The organism is Synechococcus sp. CB0101 (genome assembly GCF_000179235.2).
Taxonomy (GTDB): Bacteria; Cyanobacteriota; Cyanobacteriia; order PCC-6307; family Cyanobiaceae; genus Vulcanococcus.
The window spans coordinates 1,471,018-1,483,632 of record NZ_CP039373.1 but is presented as its reverse complement, the minus strand read 5'-3'; the positions used below and the strand labels follow the sequence as shown (position 1 = coordinate 1,483,632).

Sequence of the window (12,615 nt, the reverse complement as noted above, 5' to 3'; positions counted from 1 at the left end):
CCTCAGCCCCCCAGATAGGCCATCTCCGCATGGGCGCCTGGGGGGGTGGCGCTGCGGGAGCGATCTTCGCTGTAGCGATCGGCGCGCTGCCTCCAGAGCTGGTCCAGTGCTGCCTCTAGGTCGCCCTGATCGCGGCCTGCTGCCAGTGAGGGTTTGAGATCCACGCCACTGCCGGGTGCGGCAAACAGGCAGGTGTAGGCGATGCCATCGGCCGTAACCCGCAGGCGGTTGCAATCTCCGCAGAAGGGCTCGCTCACCGATGCCACCATCGCCACGCAACCCCGGCCATCGCGGTAGCGCCAGCGGTTGGCGGTGCTGGACCCCGCGCGCCCCAGGGGCTCGAGCGGCCACTGCTCGCCGATGGTGCGCACCATCTCAGCGGCTGGCACCACCTCAGCCCGCCGCCAACCGTTGCGGTTGCCCACATCCATGTATTCGATCAGCCGCAGTTCCAGCCCTTGCTGCCGGCAGAGCTGGGCCAGGGGCAACACCTGCTCCGCGTTGCGGTTCCGTTGGATCACGGCATTGAGCTTCAGCGCCCCCTGGGCTGGATCGAAGCCGGCCTGACGCGCATGCTCGATCGCCCGCAGCACCTGTTTAAGGGCCCGTTCGCCGGCCGCTGGATCCGCTAGCCCCGCCATCGCCGCCACGCTGGTGCCGGTGGTGCCATCGAGGCTGAGGGTGAGGCGATCAAGCCCTGCCTCACGCAGCTGTTGGGCCCGCTCGGCCGACAGCAGCATCCCATTGCTGGTGAGAGCGATCTCCTGCAATCCTTCGCGCCGCAGTGGCTGCAGCGCGCCGATCAGTTCATCGAGCTCTTTGTAGAGCAGGGGTTCACCGCCGGTGAGGCGCAAGCTTTTGGCCCCCAGGGCGACCGCCGCCTTCGCCACCTGGAGCCGTTGCTCCATGCTCAGGAGCCCTGATGGTTCCTGGCCATCCGGCAGGCAGTAGGGGCAAGCCAGGTTGCAGCGGGCCGTGAGCGAGAGCCGCAGCACGCCAAGGGGCCGGTCCAGCAGGTCAGCGACCGTCATCAAAGGCGGGGCAGCTGGGCCAGCTCATCGGCGCTGTTCACGTTGCGGATCGCTGTTGCATCCAAGCTCACGCTGCGGCACCGCGCCGCGCTGAGCCATGTCTGCAGCCGCCGCTCGCCGGTGGCGATGGCCGATGCCAGCGAACGGCGTGAGGCTGTGTCACTGGGATACACCCCCAGCAGGGGTTGGCAGCGCGTGCCGTCATGGGCGAGATGAATGGCCTCTGGCTCAGCCTCGGCTGCTTGGCTCAAGGCTTGGAGTACGTCGCTGTTCAGCGCCGGCATATCCACGGGGCAGAGCAACAAGCGCTGATCGGGGAGGAGGCTCATCAAGCGATGCAGGGCCAGCAGCGGACCTTCCCAGGGCTCCGGTTCCAGCAGGGTTTGCAGCTGGGGGAGGGCGAGCGTCTTAGCCCGCATCAGATGCTGCGGCCAGCGACTGAACAGCGTGATCGGAGCTTGGAGGCTGGCCAGTTGCAGCAGGGTGTGATCGAGCCAGCAGCCCCCCTCGGGATGGGGCAAGAGCGCCTTGTCCTGGCCCATGCGGCGGCTGGCGCCTCCGCTCAGTAGGCAGCAGTGGAGGTTCAGAACACCCTCAAGCTGCCGAGCTCGGCCTTGTGTTCGCGCAGCAGATCAGAGGTGGAGCGCTGTTGATGCACGACGGATGGCAAGGCGTGAGCGGAGCCTTTCGGAGCCCGCGGGACGCAAGTCGTAGCGCTCGTTACGAAAGCGAACGTTGAAGACTTGTTCTGGGGGCTGGGTCTCGCGAGGCTCAGTGGTTCTGTAGCAGCCGCCACATCCCGGGGCGCTAGCTGAATGGTGCAATCCATCCAACGGTTTGCATTGGCGCCGTTTTCATCATTGTCCCGGTCGCTGCTGTTCTGAGGGCCAGGGTTCGTCTCGTTCCATCGAAGCCCTTTCATGCTTGGCGACCTCTGGTCGTTCCAGGGGAGATATCGAACGCTCCATCTCACCTGGTTCGCCTTTTTCCTCACCTTTGTTGTCTGGTTCAACCTGGCACCTCTGGCCACCACGGTGAAGGCCGATTTCGGTTTGACCGTTCCCCAGATCCGCACCCTGGCGATCTGCAACGTGGCCCTCACCGTGCCGGCCCGCATCCTGATCGGGATGCTGCTGGATAAATTTGGCCCTCGCATCACCTACTCCACCCTGTTGGTGTTTGCGGCCATTCCCTGCCTGATGTTTGCTGCAGCGCAGGACTTCAATCAGCTGGTGGTGGCCCGCCTGCTGCTGTCCATCGTGGGTGCCGGATTCGTGATCGGCATCCGCATGGTGGCCGAGTGGTTCCCGCCGAAGGAAATCGGTTTGGCCGAGGGTGTGTATGGCGGTTGGGGCAACTTTGGTTCGGCCTTCTCCGCGCTCACCCTCGTGCTGGTGGCCGGCTGGCTGTCGTTCTCCGGCGGCTTTGAGCTGCCCACCGGTGAAATCCTCAACTGGCGTGGTGCGATCGCCCTCACCGGCATCATCTCGGCGGTGTATGGCTTCATCTATTACGCCAACGTCACCGATACGCCTCCCGGCAAGACCTACCAGAAGCCTGCGAAATCGGCTGGCCTGGAAGTGACCTCGATGAAGGACTTCTGGGGCCTGCTTGGGATGAACGTTCCCTTCGCAGCCATCCTGGCGGTGCTGGTGTGGCGCCTGCAGAAGGTGAAGTTCCTGGATGCCACCGGCTACACGATCGGTATGGCGCTGGTGTTGATCTGGTTCGCCTTCCAGACCTGGGGCATCATCCGCACCAATCGCGACCTCATCCTCGGTAACAAGACCTATCCCAAAGAGGATCGCTACGAGTTCAAGCAGGTGGCCATTCTTGAGCTCACTTACATCGTGAACTTCGGTTCCGAGCTGGCGGTGGTGTCGATGCTCCCCGCTTTCTTCGAGAGCACCTTTGATCTGCCCAAGGCAACGGCCGGCATCCTGGCCTCCTGCTATGCCTTCGTGAACCTGGTGGCCCGCCCCGGCGGTGGCTTGATTTCCGACCGCATGGGTAGCCGCAAGGGCACGATGGGCTTCCTCACCATCGGTCTGGGCCTGGGTTATCTGGTGATGAGCCTGATCAAGCCTGGAACCTTCACCGGAACGACAGGCATTGCGATTGCCGTGCTGCTCACCATGGCCTGCTCCTTCTTTGTGCAGGCGGGTGAAGGCGCCACCTTCGCCATGGTGCCTCTGGTGAAGAAGCGTGTGACCGGTCAGATCGCCGGCATGGTGGGTGCCTACGGCAATGTGGGCGCCGTGGCTTACCTCACCATCTTCAGCTTGCTTCCGATCTGGATGGGCGGTGATGCGGCTGAGCCCAGTGCTGAGATCGTCGCGGCATCCAACAGTGCCTTCTTCCAGATCCTGGGGATTGCAGGCCTGATTGTGGGCTTCCTTTGCTACTTCTTCCTCAAGGAGCCCAAAGGATCCTTTGCCGAAGAACACGCCGACGAAACGGCCCTGGCGCAGGTCTGAGTCTTCGGCCATTCATCAGCACCCAGCGATTGATGGGTGCCAGTAGGGGAGCCCTCCGGGGTTCCCCTTTCTCAGTCTTTTGCTTGCTCCATGGCCCTCTCCTCAACCGGCAGTGTGCGCAGCCAATGCCCCTACTGCGGTGTGGGCTGCGGGCTTGAGCTGATGCCTCCCGCCCAGCCGGGGCAGGCGGTGAAGCGTGATGCGGAGGGCAACCCGGTGTGGACCGCCCGCGGCGATCGCCAGCATCCTTCCAGCCAGGGGCAGGTGTGCATCAAGGGGGCCACGGTGGGCGACACCCTGGCCCGTGGCCGCTTGAGCGAGCCGTTGTATCGCTCAAGCCTGGATCAGGATTTCCAGCCGATCAGCTGGGATCAGGCCTTTGATCTGCTGGAAGGGAGGATCCGCAGCACCCTGGCCGCGAAAGGCCCCCAGGCCATCGCCATGTATGGCTCAGGCCAGTTCCACACCGAGGACTATTACCTGGCCCAGAAGCTGCTGAAGGGAGCCCTGGGCAGCAACAACTTTGATGCCAACTCCAGGTTGTGCATGAGCTCAGCGGTGGCTGGCTACACGCGCAGCCTTGGCTCCGATGGCCCGCCCTGTTGCTACGAAGACCTCGATCACTGCAGCGTTGCTTTTCTGATCGGCACCAACACGGCCGAGTGCCATCCCGTGCTGTTTCAGCGGCTGCTCAAGCGCAAGAAACGCACGCCGAAAGACGTGACTGTGGTGGTGGTGGATCCCCGCGCTACCGACACCACCAAGGCTGCAGACCTTCACCTCGCCATTAAGCCCGGTAGTGATCTGGCGCTGCTGCACGGCATTGCCCATCTGGTGATCGCAGCCGGTGGTTTGGATGCTGATTTCATCGAAGAGGCCACCGAAGGGCTCGCAGATTTCGCTCAACTGGTGGCCTCGGCCACGCCCGAGCGAACGGCTGAACTCTGCGGGATCAGTGAGCAGCAGCTGCGGGATGTGGCGGCGCTCTGGGCGCGGAACGACCGCATCCTCAGCCTCTGGTCGATGGGGGTGAACCAGCGGCGTGAGGGCACGGCTGTGGTGTGCGGATTGATCAACCTGCACCTGCTTACCGGCCAGATCGGTAAACAGGGAGCTGGCCCCTTCTCCCTGACGGGTCAGCCCAACGCCATGGGCGGGCGCGAGGCTGGCGGCCTCGCCCACCTGCTGCCGGGATACCGGCTCGTGGCCAATGCCGAGCACCGTGCCGAGCTGGAGGCGGCCTGGCGCTTGGAGCCGGGATCGATCGCGGCATCGCCGGGGCTTGCTGCCTGGCAGCAGGTGGAGGCGATGGAGCGCGGTGAGCTGGATCTCTGGTGGGTGGTCGCGACCAACCCGCTGGTGAGCATGCCCAACCTCGAGCGGGTGAAGGCGGCGATGGCCCGTTGCCCACTGGTGGTGGTGAGCGACGCCTACGCCGATACCGAAACGGCCCATTACGCCCACTTGCTGCTGCCCGCCAGCCAATGGAGTGAGAAAGCCGGGGCGATGACCAATTCCGAGCGGCGCGTCACCTATTGCCCGGCCTATCGCCCGCGCCACGGCCAAAGCCGCCCCGATTGGGAGGTGTTTGCGGAGCTGGGCCGGCGTCTCGGCTACGAGCAGCAGTTCACCTACAACTCCTCGGCGGAGGTGTACGCCGAGTTTGCGGCGCTCACGGCGGGGCGGGTGTGTGATGTCTCCGGTTTGAGCCATGCGCTGCTGGATCAGGAGGGTCCGCAGCAGTGGCCGTTCCCCCAAGGCTCGATCGCCAGCAGCGATTCCAAACGCCTCTACGCCAATGGCTGCTTCCCCACACCATCGGGCCGTGCCCGTTTTGTGGCGGATCCGGTGCTGGGCCTGGCGGAGCCTCCCTGTGCCGTCTATCCCCTGGTGCTCACGGTGGGCCGCTATCTGGGGCAGTGGCACACGATGACGCGCACGGCCAAGGTGGACCGCTTGCAAACCATGCATCCCGAGCCACTGCTCGAGATTCACCCCAACGATGCCAAGCGCTTCGGTGTTGTGGATGGGGAGCTGGCGGCCGTGAGCTCCAGGCGTGGCAGTGTCACCGCCAAGGTGCTCGTGAGCGACCGCATTCGCCCCGGTTCAGTTTTCCTGCCGATGCACTGGGGATTCAGTCAGGATCAGGCCTGTGAGGCCAACGTGTTGATGCACGATCAGGCCTGCCCGATCTCCAAGCAGCCCGAACTGAAGGCGACGGCCGTGGTGGTGGCCCCTGCTGTGTCGGTGGTGAAGCCGCTGGAGCAGAGCGAAGGGCGCTTGCAGCGTCTGCGGCGCCTGTTTCTTCAGGCGAGCACTTCGGAGAAAGCGGCCTCCAGGTTGTGATGATCGTGGCCAGGCCGGGCCAGTTTGCAGAGGGCGAAGCGCTCCAGTTCATTGAGCTCTTGCCACTGCTCAACGCCGAGGGCGATGTCCCGTTCGCTGGCGGCGGCCGCCACGTGTTCGGCCACGCTTGAGCCGAGTTGCCAGGCTTCGCCGCAAGCGGGCGGTAGGGGTTTGGCTTCCCCCTCGGCCATCGATCGGGTCAGGCTGCGGCAGTGCTCCGCCATGTCAGCGAGCGCTGCTGGTTGATCGTCCCAATCCACCAATTCCTGCCGCTGCGCCTGGCTCATGGCCAGCCAGTGGTTCAGCTTCAGCTTGAGGCCGATCAGATCCAACTTGCGGCGCACGCAGAGCGGAATGCAGCGCCAATTGCCCACAAAGTTTTGTTCGAAGTCGAAGCAGTGGTTGGCTGTTGGATTTGGTGTCATCGGTTGCCGCGCGGACAGCTCACTCCCACGACGATGCCTCCATTCAAGTGATCAAGCGATGCGCTTTGCGATTGCCCTGGGAATGAGCCTTGGGGTTTGCCATGGCTGGATCACATCGGATCAGCGTCAGTTGGCTCTTTCCAGCTGGGGTGTTGGTGCCGCCTCTGCAACGTTTCTCGCGCCGGCTGCTGGCACGGGCTGGGCCGAGTCTCCATAGTGACCGCAGTGATGCTTCGGTCTGATGGCCCTTCGTTCCTCGGCAGTTTCCACTGAGCGCAGCCCCATCACGGTGGCTGCTGGCTTTCTCGGCGCTTTTGTGGTCGCCTCCCTGGCGGTTCAGCTGGTGCGCAGCATGCAAACAGCGCAAACCGTTGTACCGGCTCAGGCCAGCGCCGTGCAGCCCGTGGTGGCCCATCAAGCCACCCTCTGGCAAGACCTCGGCAGCCGCTGAGTTCAGGCCTTAGGGCCTGCGTGTTCCCGGAGCTGCTGCAGGCGTTGCAAGACGGCGCCGCTCTGCAACAGCTCCCGCGCATGATCCAGACCGCTGGCCTGATCAGGGTCGAGGCCGGCTTGCCAGAGATAGGTGCCGGCATTCCAGAGCAGGGGATTCGCCAACTCACCTTGACCACCGAGTGCGGCCATCGCCTGGGATCCCCAGGTTTCGATCCCTTCCCAGAGGGGATCGTGGCCGAAGCAGCCATGGTCGCGCGGATGCAAGATTTGGCGCCCATCGCCACCGCTGCTGGGCCGACCCGTGACGCACGCCCGGCTGATGGGGAGATCGGTGCTGCCTTCCAGGCCTTTCACGGTGAGCACGTTGGTTTCGCCCGCCAGCTCCAGGGCTTGCCACGCTCTCGCTTCGGTCGGCGGATGCACAAATCCGCTCACCAGTAGGTGATCACCGTGGTGGGCCGTCCACATCAGTTCCAGGCTGGCCACCGGTGGCCGCTTGCCCAGATCTTCCCGGTAGCTGATCAGGGTTTCTGCGGCGGGGAAGTGGTCGGGCTGATGCACCAGAGCCAGCTGCAGCTGATCCAGTTGCAGCTGCACCCAGCTCAGGCTGCGGCCCCCGAGTGAGAGGCCCAGTGCCTCAAACAGCTCGACGGCGGTGACGCCGTATTTCACCGGCATGCGGCCGGCTCCCTGCAGCACCACGGGCAGCCCGGCTGAAGCCAGCACCAGAGCGGTCAGCGGGTAGATCGGTGCGGTGCGGGTGCGCCCATCGAAGGGCATCCCGAAACTGATGGCTGGTTGGCTGGTGCGCAGCTGGGGGCCGCGGCGCCTGTACACATCCAGCATCCCGGTGAGCTCCTGCGGCTCGGGCCGGCGGATGCGGTGGGCGATGAGGAAGGCACCGATCTGGGCAGGGCTGGCACCCCCATCCAGAATCAGCTCCATCGCATCGGCGGCCTCGTCGCGGCTCAGGCCACTGCTGGTGTGTTCGCCGCTGCCGATTTTGCGCAGATAGGTTTTGAAGCGTTCCTTGCTGGCAGCGCTGCACGAGCTGTCTGTGGTGGTGGCAGGGGCAGCGAGCGTCAAACGATTTCGCTAAAGCTGGGTCTCAACTGCGATTCTGCGCGCCGGAGGGACCGCTTCTGGTAGCGACCGCTACCAGATTGGAGTGGTCTTCGGTTGCAACGGCTGCATTGTTGAAGTCTTGGGTCGGGCGATTCTTGAACCCGGAACGGCGCTTCTTTTCTGAGCGTTCCGTTGCTGTTTTGCCGCGAATGCGGCTTTTGGTATGACTGTTACCCCCGCTGCAATGCCCTCCCTTGCGGCTCCCTCTCAGGCCACAATCACAGCCACGCTCATGGCGGCCAAGAAGGCCAAAGGTTTGAGCTTCGCTGACCTTGAGGCGGCGTTGGGTCGTGATGAAGTGTGGATCGCTTCTTTGTTCTACGGCCAGTCCACGGCATCGGCTGAAGAGGCCAGCAAGTTGGCTGAACTCCTGAGCCTTGATCCGGCGATCACCGAAGCACTGCAGGCCTATCCCACCAAGGGCGGTCTTGATCCTGTGATCCCCACAGATCCCCTGATCTACCGCTTCTACGAGATCATGCAGGTGTATGGCATGCCGCTCAAGGATGTGATTCAGGAGAAGTTCGGCGACGGCATCATGAGTGCGATTGATTTCACCCTCGATGTCGACAAAGTGGTTGATCCTGCTGGGGATCGTGTCAAGGTGACGATGTGCGGCAAGTTTTTGCCCTACAAAAAATGGTGAAGTAATCCTTCACCCAGCAAGCCCGCTTCGGCGGGCTTTTTTGATGTCTTGCTGAATCAGAGCGTCAGATCCTGCTCGCGCAGCTGTTGCTCCAGCCAGGTGCGATGACGCACCTGCGCCTGGAGTTGTCGCCGGATGCAGTGTTCCAGCGGTGTGTGCTGCAGCTGTCTCAAGCGTGCAATCAGCAGGCGGCAGCTGTCGTGGCTGGAGATGCAGCCCAGGGCCTGGATGGCTGTTTCCGCCACGCCGGGCAGCTGGTCGGCATCAATGCAGGAATCCAGAACGGCCAGAACTTCGGGTTCTTGGCGGCGTTGAAGGAGCCTCAACGTGGCAATCACCACCTCAACGCGCAGATCGCTCAGGAGGGGTTGGGTCAGCGTGAGGAACGCATCGGTGCTCAGGCTGCGGCTGCGGAAGGTGAGCAGGGCTAAGCCCGCCAGTCGCTCGGCTTGGGCGGGCGCGGTGAGGGCCGATTCAATGATGGCCAGATCAATCTCCTGGCTCCAGCAGGCCAGCGCTTCAAGCACGGCTGGGCGCAGGGGTCCTGCTGGGTCCAGCCACTGCAGCAGTTGATCCTTCGCTTGTGGGTGATGGCAGATGCCCAGGGCGCGGATCAGCGGAAGGCTGCACCCTCCATCGCAGCAGAGGTCCAAGATCAACGCAATCGCCCCGGGGCCGGCCATCCCCAGCCGCTCGCCAACAGCGAGGGCCAGATCGGGCTCGGCGATCCGGGGCAAGAGTTCAGCCAGTTCTTCTGGGCTGAGGGGTTGCCGCCGCCATCGACCCAGCCGGGCAGCGAGGTCCGCGTGCTCCTCAGGAGAGAGCACGCTGTTGGCAGCGGCAGTGGAGGGCATGGATCAGCGGGCGCCCAGTTCGGCGGCGAGCTCACGCTCGAGCTTCTCATCGTGCTCCTTGGGCAGCACGTTGGTGATCTTGGTGCGGTGGGTGCTGTAGAAGAGCATCCCGATGAACACCATTCCGCCCACGATGTTGCCGGCGGTGACCGGGATGAAGTTCCACACGATCACCTTGCTGAAGGGCACCCCGGAACCCAGCAGGGGGCCGGCGGTGTGCAGGAACTGATTCACCACGATGTGCTCCATGCCCATCGTTTGGAAAGCAGTGATGGGAAGCCAGCAGGCCAGAAGTTTGCCGGGCACGCTCTTGCTCACCAGAGCCATGGTCACGCCCAGGCAAACCAGCCAGTTCGCCACCACGCCACGCAGGAAGGCCAGGAAGAAACCTGTGCCCCCGAGGGCTTCGTATTTGGTCACCACGTTCAGCTTGTTGAGCTTGATGATCGTGGCTGCCACCACCTGCCAGCCTTTGCCGCCATCGGCAGCCGCCAGAGGTTCAACGGTGCCGGCGCTAGTGAGGCTGGCCCACATGATTAGGGCAACAACGGCTGTGCCGATGAAGTTGCCGATCCACACCCAGATCCAGTTGCGGAAGGTGGCACTCCAGCTGCTCTTGCCTGCCCAAACGCTCATGGGCAACAACGCAAAGTTGCCCGTGACCAGCTCCATGCCGAAGAGCACGATGCTGGCGAAGCCGAAGGGGAACAGCAACGATCCCAGGAAGGGCATGCCCGACTGTGCGGCCACAGTGAGAGCGAGGATCACGGCCAAGCCCAAGATTGCGCCGGAGTAGAAACCGCGGATCAGCAGGTTCTTCACGCTGACCGTGGCTTTCTTGCCGCCGGCGGCGATCATGCCGTCGACAAGTTCATTGGGTAGGACGTAGTCCATCTGTGATGCTGTTGCACTCATGGCTTGCGTTGCGCTGGTTTGGGTTGACTGGAACGAATGGCTGAATTCAGCCGCTGATGCGGTTCATCAGGCGTGAGAGGAGATCGCGGCTGTTGCGGCTGATCGGCGGTTTGTCCTGGCCGCTGCTGCTGAGCCAGTTCACAAAGCGAGAGAAGAGATCGCGTTGGTTGGAGGAAGGCATGGCGTGTGGAGGATGGGGGTGCGGCAGGCAGGGAGCCGGGCTTCAAAAGAGCAGCGCCGCGGCCGTGATCTGCGCGCCAGGACCGATCAGTGCTGGCGAGGCTTGGCGCCGAACTGCTCGATCAGCAGCTCCTTGAGCACCTGTTTCACCTCGCTGGCGGGTACGGCTTTGCGATGCAGTTCACCGATCTGAGGGTTGGCCCCCTGGGAGCCACCGACGGTGATGTCGTAGCCCTCGCCCATGCCGCCCTCAGGGTTGCGGGCTTTGGTGCCGGTGAGGCCAATGGCCCCCATGTAGGCCTGGCCGCAGGTGTTGGGGCAGCCGGTCCAATGGATCTTCAGCTCCTCGGCCAGCTCCAGCTCGCGGTCGAGTTCTTCGGCGGCGGTGAGGGCCTGATCCTTGGTGTTGGTGAGGGCGAAGCTGCAGTAGGTGTTGCCCGTGCAGCTCACGGTGCCGGCCGCCAGATGGCTCGGGGTCAGGCTGAAGCGCTGCAGCAGTGGCTCGGCCTGGAAGGCAGGGATTTGCTCGGAGGCGATCCCGCTGAGGATCACGTTCTGGTCTTCGGTGAGGCGGATGTCGCCGTCGCCATAGCGTTCCGCAAGCCCCGCCAGATCCTGGAAGTCGTCGGCCTTGAGGCGACCCACCGGCACGTGCAGGCCTGCGTAGTGCAGGCCTTCCTGCTTCTGGGCATGAATGCCGTAGTGGCTGCGGGGTTCGTGATCAAACACTGAGCCCGGGTCCGGGGTGAGCGGGCCGAAGCGCTCTTCCACCATCGAACGGAAGGCGTCGAGCCCAACCTGATCGAGATACAGGCGGAAGCGGCCTTTGGGGCGCTTGTCGCGCTCGCCGTTGTCGCGCCAGATCTTGATCACCGCTCCGGTGATGGCGCAGATCTGATCGGGGCGAACCCAGGCGTTGAGGGGAATGGCGTAGGCATTCATCTGCGAGGAGAGAATGCCGCCGATCCACACCCCAAAGCCCAGTTCACCGTTGCGCTCCACCGGGTGGAACACGATGTCGTTGTGGAGCAGGAAGTTGTCGCGAGCTCCGGCAACAGCGGTGTTCCACTTGCGCGGCAGGTTGGAGAATTCCGGATTGCCGGCGCGGTTGTTGGTGAGGTAGTTCTCCAGCTCAACCGTGTAAGGCCGCGTGTCCACGATTTCGTGGGGGTCGATGCCGGCAATGGGATTGCCGGTCACGTTGCGGGGGTTGTCGAAGGCGGATTGGATGGTGGTGAGCCCCACCTCCTGCAGACGGCTCAGAATCTCGGGGAGATCTTCCAGCAGAACACCGCGCAGCTGGATGTTCTGGCGGGTGGTGATATCGGCACTGCCGTTGGTGCCGTAGCGGGCCACGATGCCGCCCACCACGCGCAGTTGTTCGGCGCTGATCACACCGTTGGGCACGCGCAGGCGCAGCATGAACAGCCCTGGCGTTTTCGGGCGCCAGAACATTCCGTACCACTTGAGCCGAAGTTGGAGGTCGGTCTCATCGACGTTTTCCCAGCCGAGCTGGGCAAACCGTTCGATCTCGCTGCCCACGAGCAGACCGTCTTTCGCGGCTTTGTTCTGCTCGATCTTGTTGAGTTTTTTGCCCTCGAGCCAAGGCGCCAAGGCGCCGGGTTGAGGGGACTCGTCAGTGATGGATGGGCTAACCACCATGGCTGCTGTTGAGGAAATGGTCTGAGTGGAACTGGAGCCAGCGTTGTCGGGCTCGAACCGAGACACGGTTCGGCGCGCTGCATGGGGGTGCGCTGTCTCCAGGCCGCTTCAGAACGAACAGCACGGCTTGGTTGGTGTGATTAAGCCATTCGGCCCGGCAGGGCGTTTGTTGCTGTTGCTACGAATGCCGTGGGCTTGGCGAATGGTGTCAACCGCTACTTGAGAAGGGCGCGTCATCCGAGTTGATGATGCGGTTCTCAGATGCTCGTGGTGAGCCGATCTTCAGTATTGACGGCCGATTTCGCCGAGCATCCGCACAGCGCCGTAGCGGATCATCTGCCAGACCCGGCCCATCGCCATCAGATCGGCATCCAGCTCGCGGCGCCAGCGTGTGTCGGTGGTGTCGGCGTTGAACCGCTCGCTGGACCGGCGAGTGCTCCTGCTTTGCGGCCGAGCGGTGCGGCTGCGTCGCGAGCTGGGGATGGGGCGCTGCGATGGCAT

At 63.6% G+C, this 12,615-nt stretch carries 13 protein-coding genes; 4 read left to right on the top strand and 9 right to left on the bottom strand.

Annotation, left to right across the window (positions count from 1 at the left end):
- Nucleotides 1-2: 2 nt before the first annotated feature.
- Both CB0101_RS08010 and CB0101_RS08005 read right to left on the bottom strand, forming a co-directional pair.
- Entirely contained in the window at nucleotides 3-1,031 is a 1,029-nt protein-coding gene (locus CB0101_RS08010) for a GTP 3',8-cyclase MoaA (protein WP_010306005.1), read from the bottom strand.
- Nucleotides 1,031-1,597 (bottom strand): molybdenum cofactor guanylyltransferase, encoded by a 567-nt coding sequence (locus tag CB0101_RS08005; RefSeq protein ID WP_256360111.1) that lies wholly within the window; start codon nucleotides 1,595-1,597, stop codon nucleotides 1,031-1,033. The genes CB0101_RS08010 and CB0101_RS08005 overlap by 1 nt, the downstream gene beginning before the upstream one ends.
- A 354-nt stretch (nucleotides 1,598-1,951) precedes the next feature.
- On the opposite strand from CB0101_RS08005, the gene CB0101_RS08000 reads away from it, so the two are divergent.
- Together CB0101_RS08000 and CB0101_RS07995 are read left to right on the top strand one after the other, a co-directional pair.
- Nucleotides 1,952-3,508, top strand: coding sequence for a NarK family nitrate/nitrite MFS transporter (locus CB0101_RS08000; protein WP_010305997.1), 1,557 nt, complete (start codon nucleotides 1,952-1,954; stop codon nucleotides 3,506-3,508).
- 90 nt (nucleotides 3,509-3,598) lie between these two features.
- Nucleotides 3,599-5,854: a molybdopterin oxidoreductase family protein gene (locus CB0101_RS07995; RefSeq protein WP_010305993.1), complete on the top strand. Its 2,256-nt coding sequence runs from the start codon at nucleotides 3,599-3,601 to the stop codon at nucleotides 5,852-5,854.
- Here the strand turns inward: CB0101_RS07995 and CB0101_RS07990 are convergent.
- A complete protein-coding gene (locus CB0101_RS07990; RefSeq protein WP_010305990.1) occupies nucleotides 5,815-6,279 on the bottom strand; it encodes a nitrate reductase associated protein in 465 nt (154 codons plus the stop codon). The two genes, CB0101_RS07995 and CB0101_RS07990, sit on opposite strands and share 40 nt — an antisense overlap.
- Before the next feature lie 241 nt (nucleotides 6,280-6,520).
- On the opposite strand from CB0101_RS07990, the gene CB0101_RS07985 reads away from it, so the two are divergent.
- Entirely contained in the window at nucleotides 6,521-6,730 is a 210-nt protein-coding gene (locus CB0101_RS07985; RefSeq protein ID WP_010305986.1) for a hypothetical protein, read from the top strand.
- A 2-nt stretch (nucleotides 6,731-6,732) separates the two neighbouring features.
- On the opposite strand, the gene CB0101_RS07980 is transcribed toward CB0101_RS07985, so the two are convergent.
- On the bottom strand, nucleotides 6,733-7,818 hold the full coding sequence (locus CB0101_RS07980; RefSeq protein ID WP_010305982.1) for an anthranilate phosphoribosyltransferase family protein: 1,086 nt from the start codon (nucleotides 7,816-7,818) through the stop codon (nucleotides 6,733-6,735).
- A 223-nt stretch (nucleotides 7,819-8,041) separates the two neighbouring features.
- On the opposite strand from CB0101_RS07980, the gene cynS reads away from it, so the two are divergent.
- Nucleotides 8,042-8,503 carry a cyanase gene (cynS, locus tag CB0101_RS07975; RefSeq protein ID WP_071778105.1) on the top strand — a complete coding sequence of 154 codons (462 nt, stop codon included), beginning with the start codon at nucleotides 8,042-8,044 and terminating at the stop codon, nucleotides 8,501-8,503.
- A gap of 56 nt (nucleotides 8,504-8,559) precedes the next feature.
- Here the strand turns inward: cynS and CB0101_RS07970 are convergent, their stop codons facing one another.
- The 5 genes from CB0101_RS07970 to CB0101_RS07950 form a co-directional block, all read right to left on the bottom strand.
- A complete protein-coding gene (locus CB0101_RS07970) occupies nucleotides 8,560-9,357 on the bottom strand; it encodes a hypothetical protein (RefSeq protein WP_010305975.1) in 798 nt (265 codons plus the stop codon).
- Nucleotides 9,358-9,360: 3 nt separating this feature from the next.
- On the bottom strand, nucleotides 9,361-10,251 hold the full coding sequence (locus CB0101_RS07965) for a formate/nitrite transporter family protein (protein WP_010305972.1): 891 nt from the start codon (nucleotides 10,249-10,251) through the stop codon (nucleotides 9,361-9,363).
- 67 nt (nucleotides 10,252-10,318) lie between these two features.
- Entirely contained in the window at nucleotides 10,319-10,453 is a 135-nt protein-coding gene (locus tag CB0101_RS07960) for a hypothetical protein (RefSeq protein ID WP_010305968.1), read from the bottom strand.
- Nucleotides 10,454-10,539: 86 nt separating this feature from the next.
- Entirely contained in the window at nucleotides 10,540-12,114 is a 1,575-nt protein-coding gene (locus tag CB0101_RS07955; RefSeq protein WP_010305963.1) for a ferredoxin--nitrite reductase, read from the bottom strand.
- A gap of 282 nt (nucleotides 12,115-12,396) precedes the next feature.
- Entirely contained in the window at nucleotides 12,397-12,615 is a 219-nt protein-coding gene (locus CB0101_RS07950) for a hypothetical protein (RefSeq protein ID WP_010305959.1), read from the bottom strand.